This window comes from Paraburkholderia sp. BR14320 (assembly GCF_040948665.1).
In the GTDB taxonomy this organism is placed as follows: Bacteria; Pseudomonadota; Gammaproteobacteria; order Burkholderiales; family Burkholderiaceae; genus Paraburkholderia; species Paraburkholderia youngii.
In genome coordinates this window covers 106,145-124,926 of record NZ_JBFPKG010000003.1, presented here as the reverse complement: position 1 = coordinate 124,926, position 18,782 = coordinate 106,145, and the positions used below count along the sequence as shown (strand labels likewise).

Here is an 18,782-nt window from a genome sequence, read left to right as displayed (position 1 = left end):
ATAACGCTAGTTCTTCCCTTCAGCCTTGAAGACCTTGTTCCAGTCCTTGACGAGCAGATCGAGCGCTTCCTTCGAGGTGCCTTTATCGGCAACCACATAGTCGTGCACGCGCTTTTGCATGTCGAGCAGCAGCTCGGCATACGCGGGCTCGGCCCAGAAGTCTTTGACGATCGCCATCGACTTCAGGAATGCAGGCGCAAATGGCGCGCTCTTCGGAAAGTCCGGCGCATCTACCACTGACTTCGCAGCCGAGTAGCCGCCGAGTTGCCACCACTTCTTCTGCACATCGGGCTGCGCAAACCACTTGATGTATTCGAGCGCGTCAGCCTTGTGGTCTGAGTACGACACGACGGAAATGCCTTGCCCGCCGAGCTGTGTGAACTGTTTCGTTTCTTTTGGATTGACGAAGAAGCCGATCTTGTCGCCGCCGACATTCGGGTCCTTGTACAGTCCGGGGAAGAAGGCAAACCAGTTCATCTGCATCGCGACCTGGCCAGACTTGAACGCATCGAGCCCTTCCTGCATGTAGGCGTTCGTCATGCCCGGGGCCGTGCAACACTTGTAAAGCGCCTTGTAGAATTCGAGCCCCTTGATGGCGCCTGGCGAATTCACGAAGCCGTCCAGGCGATAAGGCTTCTTCGGGTCCTCGTATTCAAAGCCAAAGTTATAGAGCATGTTGGTCGCGCCCATCGTGATCCCTTCCGAACCGCGCTCTGTGAAGATATACACGCCATACACGGTTTTGCCGTCGATCTTTCGGCCCTGAAAGAACTCGGCTGTCTGCTTGAGCTCATCCATCGTAGTGGGCGGTTCGAGTTCGCGCTTGTACTTCTGTTTGAACTCCGCGCGCAGTTCGGGCCTTGCAAACCAGTCCTTGCGATACGTCCAGCCGACGGCGTCCGCCATTGCGGGCAGCGCCCAATAATTCGGCGTGTTCTTTGGCCATTCCGAGTAGCCGACGACGGTCGCCGGCACGAAATCGTTCATCGAAATCTTGTTCTTGTCGAAGAAGTCATTAAGCTTCACGTAGTGCCCATTGACCGCGGCACCGCCAATCCACTGACTATCTCCGATGATGAGGTCGCAAAGTTTTCCGTGCGAATTGAGTTCATTGATAAAGCGGTCCGCGTAGCTCGTCCACGGCACGAACTCGAATTTCATCGCAATGCCGGTTTTCGCCGTAAAGTCTTTCGACAATTCGACGAGTGCATTGGCGGGGTCCCATGCGGCCCAACATAACGTCAACTGCTTGCCCTGCGCGTGTGCCGCCGATCCGAAGCTCAGCCCCAGTGACGCCAGCAGCGCCGCGATTACCCTTGCTGTCGTAAGACGTAACATGTCTCTTCTCCTTGTCTCCGTCGGGTCTCCAACCTGATGACAGACAGCGCCCATGCGCCGGACGCTGTATTTAGAGCACTGGCAGACTCAGCGAGCCGTCCGCGTGTCGCGAGCTTCAGGCATGCGCATTCTCACGAAGATAAATACGGGTTTCGGGCGTCGGAATGGCGAGCACGCCGCGCACGTCGTTCAGTAAATTGATGGCGGCGAGCCCCGCGCAATGGACGATGCCGCGCACATCCTGATCGAGGATGACGTCGATCGCCCGCTCCGACAGTTGCGCCCGAGTGTCAGCCGTGCACTCGTGGCCGATCAGCACGACGCGCGTCTTGTCACCCGATTCCTGCAGCGTCGACGCGATGCCGGAAATGCCGCCGCCCGTCACATACACGCCGACCAGATCCGGATGTCCCGCCATCAGTCCTTGCACGGCGAGTCCGGCGCTGTCGTCGTCTTCGGCGAAATCGGGCTCCGTGAGCCAGCGCAGGTTGCGAAAGTCCTCTTCGAGCACCTGGGAAAAACCCGTGCGACGCTCGAGCTGATCGTGCAGACGCGACGACGCCGACAACACGGCGACCGTGCCGATACGCGAACCGACGAAGCGGCCCATCAGCAGCCCCGCCGTTCGTCCGGCAATGCGGTTATCGACACCCACGTACGCCGCGCGCGCACTCGACGGCAAATCCGAGAAGACCGTGACGACGGGCACGTTGGCATCCGTCAAGTCCTGAATCATCCGCTCGACCCAGGGGTAATCGAGCGGCACGAGCACGAGCGCGTCGTAGTCGATCAGTTGCTGCCCGAGTGAGATTGCGTCGCGCTGGCTGGACAGGTCGCAACGGTAAAACGAGGGGACAAGGCGATGCTCGCGAAAAAAGCTGGCCGACAGTGCGATATCGCGCTCGACCTGATCGAGAAAGCGGGAGTTGATTTGCGGTAAGACGAAGGCGACCCGGAATGACGTGGCTTTCGCAGGCCGGCCGCGACTCGCGCGATCGTCACGCAAAGTGGCCAGTGCGAGATGCACGCGCTCGGCTGTTTCAGGGCGAACCCCTTGATCGTCGCGCAGCACACGGTCGACCGTGGCGACGCTCACGCCAGCACGACGCGCAATCATCATACGTGTTGCCGGCATGGGTCTCCTCCGGTGCCAGGCGAAGAATCATTTTGTTAACCAAAGATAGTTTTTCACACGCGAAATGCAAGCTTTTTTGACGCGTTAAATGCGTCAAACCGGACGGTCGCCGAACGCGCTTACCGAGGACGAGCGCAAGCGCATCGCGGTGCATGAGGCGGGTCACGGTCTGGTCGCCGCGCTGCGTCGGATTTGCAGGAGGCCTCGCGTATCGGCCTCGATATGGTGTCGAAGTTCGGCTTCAACACCGATGGGGATCTGTTCAGTCTCGCGGCGCTGCCGTCGCAGTGCGCGGGCCTGCAAATGAAGAGCGCAAACGAGCATGCGAACGTGCTGCCCAGGGAACTGAACGAGCTTGGCTACGGCTTGTTGCAAGCGTACGAGCCGGTACTGCGCGACATTTCAGACCCGGTGCTAGAGCACGAGACCGTACTTGGGGATACAGTCTATCGGCTCATCGCCGAGCACAAGAGCACCGTTACCGTCGCGACATTAAATTTGTCACAACGCGGCGGACGACCGACCTGTGCCAACTGGATGGCGCTGAGAAGCGGCCGCGTCAAACCCCGTTTGTCACACGGTGCGAACTGCCGGTGTCGGACCCGTCTTGGAGATTCGCCCTTTCATGTCGAAACGGCTCGATCTGGATGAACTTCGGTCATTGAGCCGCCGAAACAGACTGCCGTCGAATGCAAACTCATTGTCGGCGCGGATATCATGATTTCCCCAGCAAGGCACCGCTCATGCGCCGTTAGCGAGAGCCGCGCCGAAGCAAGTCGCGGGCTGCAACCGGCCGTGCAAACCAGCACCGGCTCGCGGGCGCGCCGGCGCCCGCAATGGCGAGGCTCAGAATTGCTTGCCGAGCGAGACGCCCACCACGTCTTCGGACAGGTGAACATTCGCATTGCCTCCACCGAAGGCTGCGGGAATCGAGTTGTCGCCGTTCACCGTGTTCTTGAACGCATGTCCATAGAAGAGGCCGAATGATGTTTTCGCATCGGGCTTCCACGTGGCGCCCAGGGTCGCCTGATCCTGCACAACACCCGGTGCAAGGATATTCAGGAATGTTTCCGTGCTAGCCACCGGCTGGCTCGAATGACTGTAGCCTGCGCGGAGCGTGAGATGGCTCGATACATCATAGCTCGTGCCGATCTTGATCACGTTCGTATTGCGCCAGCCAAAGCCTGGGCCGTCGGACGATCCCAACGCATTGCCTGCAAACAGGTTGGCGAGCGGATTCGCGATCGAATTCACGTTGCCATACATAATGCGCTGAAAGTCGGCCGCCACCGTCCATGCCGGCGTAACCTTCCAGGAAAACCCGACACCGTAGTTCTCCGGGATGTCGAATGAGCCGCCGTCCGCGAAGAGACCTTTGTATTTGTCGAAACGGCCATGAATCTTCGATGCCCACGTCACGCCGACGGTCAGTGTCGGCGTAATCTCCCCGGTATAGCCAAGATGCACGCCAACCCCGACCGAAGTGTCGGCACCCTGATCGGTTACGTTGCCGGGCGCGACCGACATGCCAGTGAACGGCTGCAGCCCGCTTGCCGTAAAGCGTTGAAACGCGACGTTCAGGCCGATGCCGAACGCGTGCCGGTCGAGCAGTTTGTAAGCAATTGTCGGCGAGAGGAACATCTGTTCGAGATCCACGCCTGCTGACCCCGTGGCACCGAACGCTTGATAGGGATTATGGGCGTAGCCGGTGTCGAGCCCCCCGTTCGCGTACAGTGCAAGGCCCGCATACACGTTCGGCAGAAACTGATATGTAACGCCGAATTCGGGCAGCACGAAGATCGAGCGATTGTTGCCGTCGTAGTCGCCGTTAGCACCGTAACGGTTGCCGGACACGTTGGCGCCACGATCTGGCAGGAAGAGACTGATGCCGCCATCGATGCGGTTACCAACGAAGGCAATACCTGCGGGATTGGCCGCAGCGGCAAGGGCGTCCTGCGGAAAGCCGATGCCGACGCCGGCCATGCCCTGTGATGCGACGCCGTAGCCGTTGGAAAAATAGCCGTTGGTGGCCCATGCAAAGGTTGGTGCTGCCGCGACGACAGCAATGAGCGCGCGAGTGGCTTGTAGCTTCATTGTTTCCCCGAATAATATTTGGAATAGTCAGGGAGACGGAGTGTATTGATTCGATCTCGCGCCTCAAACCAAGTTTTTCACATAAGCACTAGGTTAAAAACATATAAAGTTTCTCTGCCGATGAGTTTTTCGATTCTTGCATTGACCTTCGGACCATGCAGGCTTCAGCGGAGAAAGCATGCGCCCTACTCAAGGGCTCGCCAATCCTGCAAGAGACATGGTATTCACACCAAAGGCGACGAATTCGGTGGCGGAGGCTGGCGGCTCCATCTCCGAACTCACCATGGTTCTGCCACAGCTGCTTATTGCAATGTTGCTGTCAGGGAGCTTGAAACGGCGCAACACTATCTCGTCGAATTTCGCTCTCAGCGCCGCGCGTAATGCTGTTCGATGCCGTGCGCGAGCTGTGTAACGAGTCGCTGCATCGCCACCTGAGTCCGCCATGCGACATGTGGAGTCACAATCAGATCCGTGCGCGCGCTGGTCAACAGCGGATGACCGATCGCTGGCGGCTCCTGCTCGAGGACGTCGAGCGCGGCGTTCGCGATCAGCTTGCGGTCGAGCGCCTCGATCAGCGCCCCCTCGTCGACGATGCCGCCGCGCGCGGCGTTCACGAGCGACGCGCTGCGCTTCATTCGCTCGAATTCGGCGAGACCGAAGAGATGTCGCGTTTCATCGGTAAGCGGGCAGTGCAGGCTGATTACATCCGCCTCGCGCAGCACCTCGGCGAATGCAGCGTAGCCTTCGCGCACCGCCCTGGCGTGCTTGCGTTCGGCGAAGAGCACACGCATGCCGAACGCGCCGGCCAGTTCGGCGAGTCGCTTTCCACCGTGACCGGCACCGACGATGCCGAGCGTCGACCCGTGCAGATCCGCGATCGGATGCAGTTCAGCGTAAAAAGTGGGTGACCCGCTCCAGCCTCCAGCATAGACGTCCTTCCAGTAAGGAATCAGGTTGCGGCGCAGCGCGAGCATTAGTGCGAACGCGTGCTCCGGCACGGAGATCGTCGAATAGCCCGGACATGCGACTACTTCGATGCTCCGTTGGCGGCATGTTTCCATATCCAGATGATTGACGCCTGCGGCCGGCACGCCGATCAGTTCCAGTTTCGGCAACTGCTCGAGCACTTCGCCCGACATTGGAACCTTGTTGGTCACGACGATCTGCGCATCGCGGCAACGCTCCAGCACATGTTCCGGCGCCGTAGATGGATATTCGACCCAGCGATGCGAAAACGGAAAATCGGGTAGATCGGCCGACAGCGTCGCGCGGTCCAGAAAGACGATGGTTTTCAACAGGCTGCTCCACTTCATTAACGTTCGGACGTGCTCGTGGACACGGTGTCGAGCATGCGTTTCTTGCCCGTCTGCACGTGATTCTCGAAAGCCTCCGCAGCCGCGTCGGCTTGGCCCGCGCGCAGCGCCTCGAAAAGCTCGCGGTGTTCTTTCGCGGAACGCTGCATCTGCGTGAACGAATACACGCCTTTGTGAATATAGAGCGTCAGTTCATCTGCGACAGCCTGGTTGATCGTGATCAGCCGCGGATTCTTGGTCGCTGCCATGAGTTGACGGTGGAACTCGGTGTTCAGAGTCTGATACAGAGGGCTGTTGCGCTCGGCTACGGCGGAGTCCATCTTGTCAACGAGAAGGCTCAGCGACTGCTCCTCGTCGGTGGTCAGACGCAGAGCGGCGAGACGTCCCGCCGTGCGTGCGAGCCCTGCTCGAATCTCATAGAGATCCATCGCCTCTTCGAGCGACAGCCGCCGTACTTCGGCGCCCCGATTGGGGACGATTCGCACGAGCCCCGCCTGTTCGAGCGAGCGCAGGGCCTCGCGCGCCGAATTGCGGCCGACGCCGATCTGGTTTGCAAGCGCCTGCTCATTCACACGTTCGCCGGGGCGCAAGTCCCCCCGCTGGATCATGGCGCGCACCTGTTCGCGAATGTCGTCGAGCTTCGACGCGATTACCTCGGGCGCGCGCGCGTTCCCCTTGCCGTTCGGTTCACTGTTAAACGCGTTTTTCATGTTGATTGCCCTTTCTGTGTCATTCGATACCTTTATTTTGCTTGCAGAAAACCCGTCGATACCCGCGGAACCAGCACTATCACGATGAGGGCCACCGCCAAAGCCCCCAGATACGGCCAAACGCGGCGCATCGCGGTGGACGGGTCGACCTTGCTGACCGCGCACGCCGCATAAAAGCCAAGGCCAAGCGGGGGGGCGAACAGGCCCAGTCCCATCGCGAACACCACGACCATTGCGTAGTGCACGTCCGCGATGCCCATCGCACGCGCGATCGGGAACAGTAGCGGCCCGAACAGTACGATTGCCGGAATTCCTTCCAGAAAGCTGCCGAGCATCACGAACGTAATCGCGGAGATCGCCAGGAAGCCGAGCTTGCCCCCAGGCGCAGCCATCATCAACTTGGCGAGTTGCGCGGAGAAGCCTGACTGCGTGAGCGCCCATCCCATCGCGGTTGCACACCCGATGATGATCAGAATCGCGCCAGACAGCGACGCCGCTTCCACCAGAATAGGATAGAGCCGGCTCCAGTCGAAACGGCGATACAGTAGCAAACCCACCACACAGGTGTAAGCCACGCCGATTGTCGCCACCTCCGTCGCGGTCGCGATGCCTTCCACCACGGCCGCGCGGATCACGAAGGGCAGCGCGAGCGCAGGCAGCGAAATCAGGAATGCGCGGCCGACTTGGGCCCGGGAGGCCCGTTGCACGCCTTGCAGGATTTCCCCGCGGCTTCTGAACCAGACGACTGCCGCGAGTGCTACCGCGCCGACCACGGCCGGCATGAAGCCGCCTGTGAACAGCGCGGCAATCGAAACGCCGGTTACCGACCCAATCGTGATCAGCACGAGGCTGGGCGGAATGGTTTCCGACATGGCCGCCGCCGCACTGAGCATTGCGACGAGGTCGCCTTCATTCGCGCCGCGCTTTTTCATTTCCGGGAACAGGCCCGGCGCGAGCGCAGCCATATCCGCCACCTTCGAGCCGGAGATGCCGGAGACGAGGTACATGGCGCCGATCAGCACATAGGCGAGGCCGCCACGCTTGTGCCCGATCAGCGAAGCGAGGAAACGGATCATCGCTTCGGCAAGCCCCATCGCTTCCATGAGCGCGCCGAGCAGGATGAACAGCGGGACGGCGAGCAGGATCAGGCTGGACATCCCCTGATTCATGGTGCTCACGACGATCGTCAACGGTGCGCCGGTGACGGTTGCGAGATAAGCAAACGTGCACACCCCGAAGGCGACCATGATCGGCACACCGAGACAGATGATCGTGACTACGCCGACGGCGAAAAAAAGGATCAGGCTGACCGCGGTCAGTGGCGCGAGCGCTTGCCGTGCGAAATAGAGCGCAAATGCGACCCCGGCCACCAGCGCGAAAGCCTTCACGCAATCGCGCAGTGACGAGCGCTCGAGCAACCGCGTAACGGCGAGCACGAGCATCAGCACAGCCGCCACGGGAATCGCGGCTGCGGGGATGGCATTCGGCAGATCGAGCGCCGGCGTGCTGATGATCCATTCGTTCATCGCCCAGTCGGTTGCCGGCCGCACCAGCAGCAGCACGAAGGTCATCACGATGAAATTTCCAAGCGTTTCCGCAAACGCGCGGTTTTGCGGGGACATTCTGGCAACCAACATCGTCAGCCGCAGATGTTCGCCGCGCCGCAACGCCACCACTGCGCCCAGCATCGACAGCCAGATGAACAGGATCGACGCGAGTTCGTCTCCCCAGATCAATGGATCCTGCAGCACGTAGCGGCAGAAAACGTTGGTGAGCAGCAGCACCACTTCGGCCACTAGCAGCAGCGCAGCGGGCACTTCGGTGATCCACTTGATGGCCAGTTCCAGTGCGCTGCCGACGCGCACGACCTTCGATGCCGCATGTCGTTGCTTCGGCGCGCCCATGTCGTGGGCGAACACCTGCTCGGGATGAACTCGGGAAGTCATGACTCGTTCTCCAGAAACTCTTCGGTGGTCCGTGCTCATGCGAGCTTCTGCGTGTACTTCTCGAGCAACGCCCAAGCTTCATCGCCGTACTTCTTGCGCCACTGGTCGTAGAAACCGGCCTTTTGCAGCGAGGCGCGGAACGGCTGGATATCGGGCTTGTTGAACGCCATGCCGTGTGACTGCAACTTCCCGATCAGCGATGTGCTCAGTGCGGCGACGTCGGCGCGTTCAGCCACTGCGGCCGCATTCAGGTGTTTCGCCACGATCGTCTGCAAGTCCGGCGGCAGCTTGCCCCACGACCGCGCGTTGCCGAGAAACCAGAAGCCGTCCCAGATATGGCCGGTCAACGAGCAGAACTTCTGGACTTCATAGAAGCGTCCGGTTTCGATCAGCGCGAGGGGGTTTTCTTCTGCATCAACGACCTTGGTTTGCAGCGCCGAATACGCCTCGCTGAAGTTGATGCTGGTGGGCGAGGCGTCGAGCGCCTTGAACATCGAGGTCCAAAGGGGGCTGACCGGCACGCGAATCTTTAAGCCTTTAAGGTCGGCCGGGCTTTGCACCGGCTTGACCGAGCTCGTGAGATGGCGAAAGCCGTTGTCCCACGGTTTCTCCATCGCGACGAGCCCGACCTTCGAGATCGCCGTGCGGATGTGGCTCCCGAGCTCGCCGTCCATTGCTGCCCATACCTGGTTGTAATCCTTGAACGCGAAGCCGATGCCGTTGATCGCCGAGACCGGCACGAGCGTCGACAGCACCACGCCACCTTGGGTCAGGAAGTCGATGGCGCCCGATCGAACCTGCGACAGCATGTCGGTATCCGTGCCCATCTGACCGTTCGGGAAAATCTGCAACTCGACACGGCCGCCAGATTCCTTCTGGATGGCGTCCGCGGCTTCTTTCGCGCGAACGTTGAGCGGATGGGACAGCGCGAGGTTGTTCGCGTACTTCAGCTTGAACTGCGCGCTCTGCGCCCGAGTGAGCGACGGCAAGGCGCCAGTCCCCATCGCCGCCACCGTGGCGGCCCCGAGCGTTTGAAGAAAGGTACGACGGGAATACGAACTCATTTTCGTCTCGCTCCATGGAAAGCAAATGGTGGATGACGCATTCGGCGGCGCCGGTGGCGTTCTTCTTGTGAACCTCGGTTACTGAAAGTGCATGCGATGAATCGTATTTCGCTGACACAAACTCTAAAAGTGTTGACACTTAGATGTCAAGATGTTGATATAAGAAAAAGAGTGCATGCAAAGGAGTCCCCGGGAAAGCACCTACAAAGCCGCGAACATCCGCGATACCTGTCAGGAGGAAGCAAATGGAATTAGAGGCGCACTACCGCGAGCACGGCTTGCTGCTCGGAGGCCGCTGGCAAGCCGCGACGGCTGACAACTGCCAGCTTTCGATCAATCCGGCGACGGAACAGCGGCTGGGCTATCTGCCGCTGGCCACGCAGGCACAGGTCACCGAGGCCATCGACGCCGCGTCCGACGCCTCAGCCGCAATGCGCAAGCTCACGCCGTGGGAGCGCTCAGCGCTGCTGCGCCGGGCTGCGGCGATCGTCCGCGAACGCGTGCCGCAGCTCGCGCGAATCGTCGCGCTCGAAACAGGCAAGCCGATCGCACAGGCCAGTGGGGAAGCGAATGCTTCCGCTGAGTCGATCGACTGGTTCGCCGATGAAGCGCGCCGGGTGTTCGGTATGTCTTACGAAAGTCGCGTCAAGGGCGGACGGTATCTGGTGCACTACGAGCCGCTCGGGGTGGTCGCCGCTTTTACGCCGTGGAATTTCCCGCTGCTACTGCTGGCCCGCAAGATGGGTCCGGCGCTGGCTGCCGGCAACACGATCGTGATCCGGCCGTCGAACGAAGCGGCCGGGGCGACGATGGCACTGGTGCGCTGTTTCGTCGATGCCGGGTTTCCCGAGGGCGCGGTCAATCTGGTGATCGGCAAAGCCGACTCAATTACGCCGACGATCATGGCCGACCCGCGCGTGGCGAAGATCAGCTTCACCGGCTCGGTGCCTGTCGGCCGTCAGATCGTCGAAATGTCCGCGAAGACCCTCAAAAAGGTCACGATGGAACTTGGCGGCCATGCGCCCGTGATCGTGCATCGCGACGCCGACATCGGCGCATTTGCGCACCTCGCGTCACTCGGCAAGTTCCGCAATGCGGGCCAGGTCTGTGCGTCGCCGACACGTTTTTACATCCACGAATCGATCTTCGACAAGACCGTGAAGGCGCTGGTCGAGCGCTCCAAAGCGCTTCGCGTCGGCGATCCGTTGCAGCAGGACACCGATCTCGGTCCGCTAACCACGTCGAAGCGTCGCGACGCGATCGAACGTCTGGTCGATGAAGCCGTGAGTGAAGGCGCCAGCGTGCTATGCGGTGGCCGGCGCCCCTCGCAATTCGGTCGCGGCTGGTTCTACGAGCCGACGCTCGTCGCCAACCCCGCTTCGCACATCGGCCTGATGAACGACGAGCCGTTCGGCCCGGTCGGGACCCTCACCCCGTTCGCGACGATGGACGAGGTCATCACCGAGGCGAACCGGTTGCCGTTCGCGCTCGCGGCGTATGTCTTCACGCGCTCGATGCGCAACACGCTGGAAACCACGGAGCGCTTGCAGGCCGGCGTGGTCGGCGTGAACACGTTCGTGGCGTCGACGGCGGAGACGCCATTCGGCGGCAGCAAGGACAGCGGGTTCGGACGCGAAGGCGGACCGAACGCGATCCGCGACTACATGGACACCAAATTCATCAACCTCGAACTGGCGAACGACGAGCCGCTCGACGGCACCGCCTGAATGGAATCCATCATGAGAACCATCAAGAATCACGCGAAAGCGCAACTCGCCGCGGGTGAACTGGCACTCGGCATGGGGCTGCGCCAGGCCCGCACCGTCGACATCGCGCAGATCGCGCAGACGGCGGGCTTCGACTGGCTGTTCATCGATATGGAACACAATTCGATGGACGTCGACACGGCCGCGCAGATTTGCGCGGCCGCTCTGGTGGGCGGTGTGACGCCGATCATCCGCGTGCCGGGGCACGAGCCGTTCCACGCCACTCGACTGCTCGATACCGGCGCGATGGGCATCGTGGTGCCGCACGTGAGTACGCGCGAACAGGCCGCGCGGATCGCCGACATGTGCCGCTTCCCGCCTGCCGGCGGGCGGTCGATCCCGGGCATGTTGCCGCAGGTCGGCTTCCAGGCTCTTCCGATCGCCGATGTGGTTCGCGCGATCAACGAAGAGGTGCTGGTCGTGGCGATGATCGAGACCCGCGAAGGGCTCGAGAACGTCGACGCGATCGCGGCGGTGCCGGGCATCGACGTCCTGCTGGTCGGCGCGACCGATCTCGCGGCGGATCTCGGCATCACTGGACAACTCGGCCATGTGCGTGTAGCGGCCGCCGTCGACGCGGTGTGCGCCGCATGTCACCGGCACGGCAAGGTGCCGGGCGTCGGCGGGGTGTACGACGAGGCACTGATGACCGCCTACGTGCAAAAAGGCGCGCGTTTCATTCTCAGCGGCTCGGATCTTGCGTTCCTGATGACGGGGGCGAAGTCGCGTTCGGAGATGTTGCGTGCAATCCCGCTCGGCCACGCCGAACAAGACATGGCTCAACGCAAGGCGTCCTGATCGGACGAGGAGGAGACAGAGTGAATCCCGAATACGCAAGCAATCTGGTCAACCGGCGCGACCTGAAACCGTATCTGAATGCCGATCAATTCGAATTTCGAGATTCGGTGAATCGGGTGCTGACGCGCCATGCATCGCCGGAATACGTTCGTCAGTGCGACGAAGAGAAGCGCTTCCCACAGGAACTCGTGAAGGTGGCCGCCGAACAGGGCTGGTTCGGCATCACGCTGCCCGAAGCGTACGGCGGCGTCGGCGGCTATCTCGACATGGCCGCTTATCTGGAGGTCGTCGCGTATCACACCATCGCGCTCGCGCGCTTCTGGAACGCCAACGTGAACATGGTGGGCGGCGCGCTGGCGCGCTTCGCTCCGGACGACATCAAGGCCGTGGTGTTGCCGAAGCTAGCCGAAGGGCGTGCCTTTCTTGCCTTCGCATTGAGCGAAAACGGCTCCGGCTCGGATGCCGCCTCACTGACGACGCGCGGCGTGGCCGACGGAAACGACTTCATTCTCGACGGCACCAAGATGTGGATTTCCGGCGCGCTGCAGGCCGACTACATTCTGACCGCGGTGCGCACCAATCCGGAAGCGAAGAAGCACGACGGGATCAGCCTCTTCCTCGTACCGAAGGAATCCAGGGGACTGACCATAAATCCGATCGATTTGCTCGGCGGCCACGCTATCCGGACCTGCGAAGTGGTGTACGACGGGGTGCGTGTCCCGAATGAAATGATCGTGGGCGGCCTGCACGTGGGTTGGAAGAAGCTCACCACGGTGCTGTCGAAGGAGCGCATCGCGTTGTCGGCGATGTGCGTGGGCGGCGCACAGGCGGCGATCGATCTTGCGCGCTGGTATGCGAACGACCGCAAACAGTTCGGACAGTCGATCATCGATTTCCAGGCCGTGTCGCATCTGCTCGCCGATATGCAGACGCGCGTGGATGCCGCTCGCCTGATGGCGTTTCGGGCGGCGAAGCTGCTCGACGAAGGCGACAGCTGCGACGTGGAGTCGTCGCAGGCGAAGTACTTCGCGTCGGACACGTACGTGCAGGTCGCGACCGACGGCATCCAGATCATGGGTGCCAATGGCTACTCCGCCGAATACGCGATGCAGCGTCATTACCGCGAAGCCAAGATGTTCCAGATCTTCGGCGGCACCAATCAAATTCAGCGCAACATCGTGGCGCGCGCGCTCAAATCGTAAGCGGAGACAGACGTGACGGCAGTTCGGACATTGGAGAAATTCGGCTTTAGCGTCGACTACGCGCAAGCCGACGTAGTGGTGGTCGGCGGTGGCGGCGCGGCGTCGCGTGCTGCCGTGTCGGCGGCACAGGCGGGTGCGAAGGTCCTCATGCTGGCCAAGGCGCCGGTCGGACAGGGTGGCAGCACGGTGCACGGCGCTAGCGAAATCATGAGCATGGGGGCATCCGGCTACGGCAGTCCCGACGATAGCGCAACCGTGCACTACGAAGACACGATGCGTCCGGCAGCCGGCTTCATCGACCGCGACCTGGTGCGCGTTCTGGCGGAGGACGCACCGAAGCGCATCGCAGACCTGATCGAACTCGGCGTGCCGTTCGACCGCGTCGCTGATGGCTATAAGCTCATCCGCAGCGACTTCGGCAGCTATGCGCGCGCGCTAGGCGTGAAGGGCAAAACCGGCAAGGCCTTCGTGGGCGCGCTTGCCGAGCAAGGCAGAAAGCTCGGTGTCGAGACCCGTCAGCCGGCGGCGTTGATCGACCTTGTGCGCGATTCGACAGGGCGCGTGAGCGGCGTGGTTGCGATGGACCTCGATTCGCGGCGGCTGCTGGTGGTCTCGGCGGGGGCCGTCGTGCTTGGCACGGGCGGCGCGCACGGTCTGTTCTCGCAGCAGGTGTCGACAGCGGAGATGACTGGTGACGGCCAGGCGATCTGCTTCCGCCACGGCGCAGAACTCGTGAACATGGAGTTCCATCAGTTCGGGCCGGCGATGGTGCACCCTTACGTGCAACTCTTCAGCAAGTCGTGCTTCATCCTGCATCCAAAGATGCTCAATCGCGACGGTCACGAATTCCTCCCGGACTATCTGCCGACGGGCGTGACGCCCGAGGCTGCGATGGACGAGAAAGTGTTCCCGTTCACGATCTCGAACGAGTCGCGCTATATCGATATCGCGATCGCAACGGAAATCGCGCAGGGCAGGGGCACGGAACGCGGCGCGGTGCATTTCTCTTTCGCCGACATCGCCGAGGAACGGTTGGCGGCCACCATTCCGAACACCCTGCGCTGGATGCGCGCCAAGGGACTCGATCCGAAGCGTGATCTGCTCGACGTCGGGATTGCTTTTCAATGCCTGAATGGCGGTGTCCGGATGACCAACACCGACGCGATGTCGACCATCGAGGGGCTCTTCGTTATCGGCGAACTCGCGGGCGGTGTGCGCGGTCCGGATCGTCCGGGCGGCAACTCGCTTGCAGAAGGTCAGGTTTTCGGTCATCGCGCAGGCGTGGGTGCGGCCGCATTCGCACGCGGCAGTGCAGCGCCCGGCACGTCCGATGTGGCGCCGCTTGCACGGCGTCTCGAAACGGCGCTGAAGCCGAATGCGTCGTTCGACGCTCGACGTATCGCCTCCGATCTGCGTGCAGCGATGCAGGCGCATTGCCTCGTCGAGAAGACGGAAAGCGGTCTGAGCATCGCGTTAGCGGCCGCTCGCGAGGCGCGCGCGGAGTTTGCCGCAGGGGGCGGGGCCACGCCGCAGCAAGTGATCGATGCGTTGACGATCGACAACATGGCGACGACTGCCGACGTGATCGTGCAGGCGTGCATCGAGCGGCGCGAATCGCGCAGCAGCCACTATCGCACCGACTTTCCTGAGCGCGACGACGCCCGTTTCGGTCATGCATTGACCATCACGCGCGGTGAGGCCGACCCGTTCCACCTCGCCTTCGACGTGCTCGACTACCCCCGTGCCGAACTCACGGACGCATCGCATTCCCAGGTGGCAAATCATGGATAAGAAGCAAGTCGGCCCGTTGTCGGGCTACCGCATTCTCGATCTCACCGTCATGACCGCGGGTCCGGTCGGTACAGTGCTGCTTGCCGACCTCGGCGCGGACGTGATCAAGGTTGAGGAACCGAAGGCCGGTGACCTCTCGCGCAATCTCGGTAATCAGTTCGTCGAAGGCGAAAGCGTGCAGTTCCTGTCGCAGAACCGTAACAAGCGCAGCATCCGCCTCGACCTGAAGTCGCCGAAAGGACGCGATGCATTTCTGCGCATGGCGAAGCAGGCGGATGTCGTCGTCGAAAACTTCCGGCCGGGCACGGTGGATCGGCTCGGCATCGGCTACGAGGCCGTGAAAGCGCGCAATCCGATGATCGTCTATGCAAGCGTGTCGGCGTTCGGACAAAGCGGTCCTTACGCCGCTTGGCCCGCGAACGATCCGATCGTGCAGGCCGTGGCGGGTCTCATGGACATGACGGGCGAAGCCGGCGGCAATCCGGTTCGGCTCGGGGCGCCGTTGCCGGACTTCGGCGCGGCTGCGCTGCTCGCGTTCGGCATCTCTGCGGCGCTGTTGCATCGCGAACGGCATGGCGAGGGTCAGCGCATCGATACGTCGCTGCTGTCGGCTGCGCTTTTCAGCACCATCCCGCGCGACGGCGAGACGCTGAGAAGCGGCAAAGCGCCGGAGCGCCTCGGCAGCGGCCATCCGACGATGGTGCCGTATCGCAACTATCAGGGGTCCAATGGCCGCTATTTCTTCGCGGCCTGCTTCACCGAAAAATTCTGGCAGAACCTTTGCCGGGCGTTGGGCCGCGAAGATTTGCTGAGCGATGAACGCTTTGTCGGCAACACCGCGCGGACTGCGAATCGGCATGCGCTCGACGTGATCCTCGAACAGCAGTTTCTGCTGCACACCGCCGAATACTGGGTGGCGCATCTGAGTGCCGCGGACGTGCCATGCGCGATCGTGCAGGACTATCACACCGCGTTGACGCAGGACCCGCAGATCGCGCATAACCACGCGGTCGTCGAGATCGAACATCCGCTTGCGGGCAGGGTAACGAACATCGCGAGTCCGGTGAATTTTCACGGCAGCCCGGTGGCTTACCGCCGTGCGCCGCCTACGCTCGGACAACATACGGCTGAAGTACTTGCCGAGTTCGGTTTCGCCGAGGAGGAGATCGCAGCACTCGAAGGTCGTGAACCGGCCGCTGTCGGAGAGAAGTCATGAAATCGTACACAACGGACTACGTGATCGTCGGCGCGGGGACGGCGGGTTGCGTGCTCGCAAACCGTCTAACCGAAGACCCGAACGTCAAAGTGATTCTTGTCGAAGCCGGCGAGCGCGATCGTCACCCGTTCATCCACGTACCGGCCGGCTTCGTGCGATTGCTCGATCATCCAACCGTGACATGGCGCTATCGCACGCGGGCCGACGCCGAGACCAGCGGCCGCGCAATCCTGTTTCCGCGTGGACGCGGACTCGGCGGGTCCAGCGCGATCAACGGCCTGCTTTATGTGCGCCCGTTTGCGGAGGATATCGATAGCTGGGAGCAGTCGGGCGCCAAGGGCTGGACCTTCGGCAACTGTCTGCCGTTCTACCGCCGCTCCGAAACGTGGACCGAGGGCAACAGTCCTCAACGCGGCAAGGATGGTCCGATCCAGGTCAGCCGGGTGGAGAATCCGCCGGAGATCTGTGGTGCGGTCGTGCAAGCGGCCCAAAAAGCCGGTCTCGAGTTTGTAGATGATCCAAACAGCGACACGCGCGGTCCGTCGATCTGGTACTACCAGCAAACGCGCGACGGACGTCGCCGCTCCAGCGCAGCGCGCGGTTATCTGCGGCCCGCAATGGCGCGGCCGAATCTCACGGTGGTGACCGGCGTCCAGGTGTCTGGGCTCGAAATGAACGGCAAGCACGTGAGCGGCATCAATGCGACGACGACCGCAGGCGTTTCGATGCAGTTTCGCGCGACCCGCGAGGTCATTCTTAGCGCCGGCGTGATCGGCACGCCCAGGCTGCTCGAAATGAGTGGCATCGGCGATAAGGACGTGCTCGACAACGCGGGCATTCGAACACGAATCGCGTTACCGGGCGTCGGCAACAATTTGCAGGATCACTATGTAGTCCGGCTCGGCTATCGGGTACGGGGTGCAGGTACCGCGAACGAGCGCTCGCACGGACTCGCGCTCGCGCGCGAGATGATGCGCTACGTCGTGTCGGGGACCGGCGTACTGACCTATAGCGCGGCGATCGTCGGCGGCTTTGCGCAGACGCGGCTCGCAACGCGGCCCGACGTGCAGTTCGTGATCGCACCAGGCAGCTTCGTCGAGGGACGGATCGGAGTGCTGGAGTCGGAGCCCGGCGTCTCCTGCGGGGTCTGGCAGATGCGCCCGGAAAGCCGTGGGCACGTGCACATCACCAGCAGCGAGATCACGGCAGCGCCGACGATCGCACCGTCATACCTCAGCAGTGAACTGGACCGCGACACGATGGTGGAAGGACTCAAGATCGGCCGCCGGATCTTCGCGCAGCCCGAGGTCGCCCGGTATATCGTCGACGAAACCGTACCAGGCCGTCAGGCGGACACTGATGAGGCGTTACTGCAATACGTGCGTGACAATGGCTCGACTGTGTATCACGCGGTTGGCACGTGCCGGATGGGAGAGGACGAAATGAGCGTCGTCGATTCCGAAATGCGGGTGCGCGGAACGACCGGCCTGCGCATCGTCGACGGCTCGGTGATGCCGTCGATAACCTCGACCAACACCAATGCGACGGTGCTAATGCTAGCCGAGCGCGCAGCCGACATGATCCGTTCGCCGATGACTGCGCGCACGGCTTCGGCATATTCGAAGGAGACGGTATGAAAGTGCTGGTAGCTGTAAAGCGAGTGGTCGACTACAACGTGAAGGTCCGGATCAAGTCGGACGGCACGGGTGTCGACATTGCAAACGTGAAGATGTCGATGAATCCGTTCGACGAAATCGCGGTTGAGGAAGCGGTGCGGTTAAAGGAAGCCGGCGTGGTTAGCGAGGTGGTGGCGGTTTCTTGCGGTGTTGCTCAGGCGCAGGAGACGCTGCGTACGGCGTTGGCGATAGGCGCGGATCGTGCTGTGTTGATCGAGTCATCCGAAGACCTGCAGCCTCTGGCCGTTGCCAAACTGCTCAAGGCGCTGGTCGACAAGGAACAGCCTTCGTTGGTATTGCTGGGCAAGCAGGCCATCGACGACGACTCGAACCAGACCGGGCAGATGCTCGCCGCTTTGGCTGACCTTCCGCAAGCGACGTTCGCTTCGAAGGTCGTTGTGGCTGACGGGAAGGCGACCGTGTCGCGCGAACTGGACGGCGGAGCTGAAACGCTGTCGCTGACGCTTCCCGCCGTGGTCACAACTGATCTACGCCTGAACGAGCCGCGCTACGTGACATTGCCGAACATCATGAAGGCGAAGAAAAAGCCGCTGCAAACGATCAGGCCCGAAGACCTCGGCGTCGATGTCACGCCGCGTCTTAAAACACTGAAAGTCGCCGAGCCGCCCACGCGTTCCGCCGGGGTGACAGTGCCGGACGTAAAGACGCTGGTCGAGAAGCTGAAGACCGAAGCGAAGGTGCTTTAGAGAGAACGGCAACTATGTTGCATGGG

General features: G+C 61.9%; 14 protein-coding genes and 1 pseudogene. 8 read left to right on the top strand and 7 right to left on the bottom strand.

Features of this window, described 5'->3' with window-relative positions; all coding sequences use genetic code 11:
* Nucleotides 1-6: 6 nt before the first annotated feature.
* Together AB3X89_RS04700 and AB3X89_RS04695 are read right to left on the bottom strand one after the other, a co-directional pair.
* Nucleotides 7-1,338 carry an ABC transporter substrate-binding protein gene (locus AB3X89_RS04700; protein WP_152767291.1) on the bottom strand — a complete coding sequence of 444 codons (1,332 nt, stop codon included), beginning with the start codon at nt 1,336-1,338 and terminating at the stop codon, nt 7-9.
* 115 nt (nt 1,339-1,453) lie between these two features.
* The gene (locus tag AB3X89_RS04695; protein WP_368582070.1) at nt 1,454-2,473 is read right to left on the bottom strand and encodes a LacI family DNA-binding transcriptional regulator; all 1,020 of its coding nucleotides are present in this window, start codon (nt 2,471-2,473) and stop codon (nt 1,454-1,456) included.
* A gap of 115 nt (nt 2,474-2,588) precedes the next feature.
* On the opposite strand from AB3X89_RS04695, the pseudogene AB3X89_RS04690 reads away from it, so the two are divergent.
* Nucleotides 2,589-2,959 (top strand): annotated as a pseudogene (locus AB3X89_RS04690) (hypothetical protein); the annotation flags it as partial.
* A 360-nt stretch (nt 2,960-3,319) separates the two neighbouring features.
* On the opposite strand, the gene AB3X89_RS04685 reads toward AB3X89_RS04690, so the two are convergent.
* The 5 genes from AB3X89_RS04685 to AB3X89_RS04665 form a co-directional block, all read right to left on the bottom strand.
* Entirely contained in the window at nt 3,320-4,567 is a 1,248-nt protein-coding gene (locus tag AB3X89_RS04685; protein WP_368582069.1) for an OmpP1/FadL family transporter, read from the bottom strand.
* Nucleotides 4,568-4,932: 365 nt separating this feature from the next.
* The gene (locus AB3X89_RS04680; protein ID WP_368582068.1) at nt 4,933-5,862 is read right to left on the bottom strand and encodes a D-2-hydroxyacid dehydrogenase; all 930 of its coding nucleotides are present in this window, start codon (nt 5,860-5,862) and stop codon (nt 4,933-4,935) included.
* Between the two features lie 17 nt (nt 5,863-5,879).
* Nucleotides 5,880-6,590 carry a GntR family transcriptional regulator gene (locus AB3X89_RS04675; RefSeq protein ID WP_368582067.1) on the bottom strand — a complete coding sequence of 237 codons (711 nt, stop codon included), beginning with the start codon at nt 6,588-6,590 and terminating at the stop codon, nt 5,880-5,882.
* A gap of 32 nt (nt 6,591-6,622) precedes the next feature.
* A complete protein-coding gene (locus tag AB3X89_RS04670) occupies nt 6,623-8,536 on the bottom strand; it encodes a TRAP transporter large permease subunit (RefSeq protein ID WP_368582066.1) in 1,914 nt (637 codons plus the stop codon).
* Nucleotides 8,537-8,571: 35 nt separating this feature from the next.
* Nucleotides 8,572-9,600 (bottom strand): TRAP transporter substrate-binding protein, encoded by a 1,029-nt coding sequence (locus AB3X89_RS04665; protein ID WP_368582065.1) that lies wholly within the window; start codon nt 9,598-9,600, stop codon nt 8,572-8,574.
* A 245-nt stretch (nt 9,601-9,845) separates the two neighbouring features.
* Here AB3X89_RS04665 and AB3X89_RS04660 point away from each other — a divergent pair, with 245 nt between their 5' ends.
* The 7 genes from AB3X89_RS04660 to AB3X89_RS04630 are packed head-to-tail and all read left to right on the top strand — an operon-like array spanning nt 9,846 to nt 18,756.
* A complete protein-coding gene (locus tag AB3X89_RS04660) occupies nt 9,846-11,327 on the top strand; it encodes an NAD-dependent succinate-semialdehyde dehydrogenase (RefSeq protein ID WP_368582064.1) in 1,482 nt (493 codons plus the stop codon).
* A gap of 12 nt (nt 11,328-11,339) precedes the next feature.
* The gene (locus AB3X89_RS04655) at nt 11,340-12,164 is read left to right on the top strand and encodes an HpcH/HpaI aldolase/citrate lyase family protein (protein ID WP_368582063.1); all 825 of its coding nucleotides are present in this window, start codon (nt 11,340-11,342) and stop codon (nt 12,162-12,164) included.
* 20 nt (nt 12,165-12,184) lie between these two features.
* Nucleotides 12,185-13,366: an acyl-CoA dehydrogenase family protein gene (locus AB3X89_RS04650; protein WP_368582062.1), complete on the top strand. Its 1,182-nt coding sequence runs from the start codon at nt 12,185-12,187 to the stop codon at nt 13,364-13,366.
* Nucleotides 13,367-13,378: 12 nt separating this feature from the next.
* Nucleotides 13,379-15,157, top strand: coding sequence for an FAD-binding protein (locus AB3X89_RS04645; protein WP_368582061.1), 1,779 nt, complete (start codon nt 13,379-13,381; stop codon nt 15,155-15,157).
* Nucleotides 15,150-16,373 (top strand): CaiB/BaiF CoA transferase family protein, encoded by a 1,224-nt coding sequence (locus AB3X89_RS04640; protein WP_368582060.1) that lies wholly within the window; start codon nt 15,150-15,152, stop codon nt 16,371-16,373. The genes AB3X89_RS04645 and AB3X89_RS04640 overlap by 8 nt, the downstream gene beginning before the upstream one ends.
* A complete protein-coding gene (locus AB3X89_RS04635) occupies nt 16,370-18,010 on the top strand; it encodes a GMC family oxidoreductase (RefSeq protein ID WP_368582058.1) in 1,641 nt (546 codons plus the stop codon). Before AB3X89_RS04640 ends, AB3X89_RS04635 begins: the two co-directional genes overlap by 4 nt.
* On the top strand, nt 18,007-18,756 hold the full coding sequence (locus AB3X89_RS04630; RefSeq protein ID WP_368582057.1) for an electron transfer flavoprotein subunit beta/FixA family protein: 750 nt from the start codon (nt 18,007-18,009) through the stop codon (nt 18,754-18,756). Before AB3X89_RS04635 ends, AB3X89_RS04630 begins: the two co-directional genes overlap by 4 nt.
* Nucleotides 18,757-18,782 lie beyond the last annotated feature (26 nt).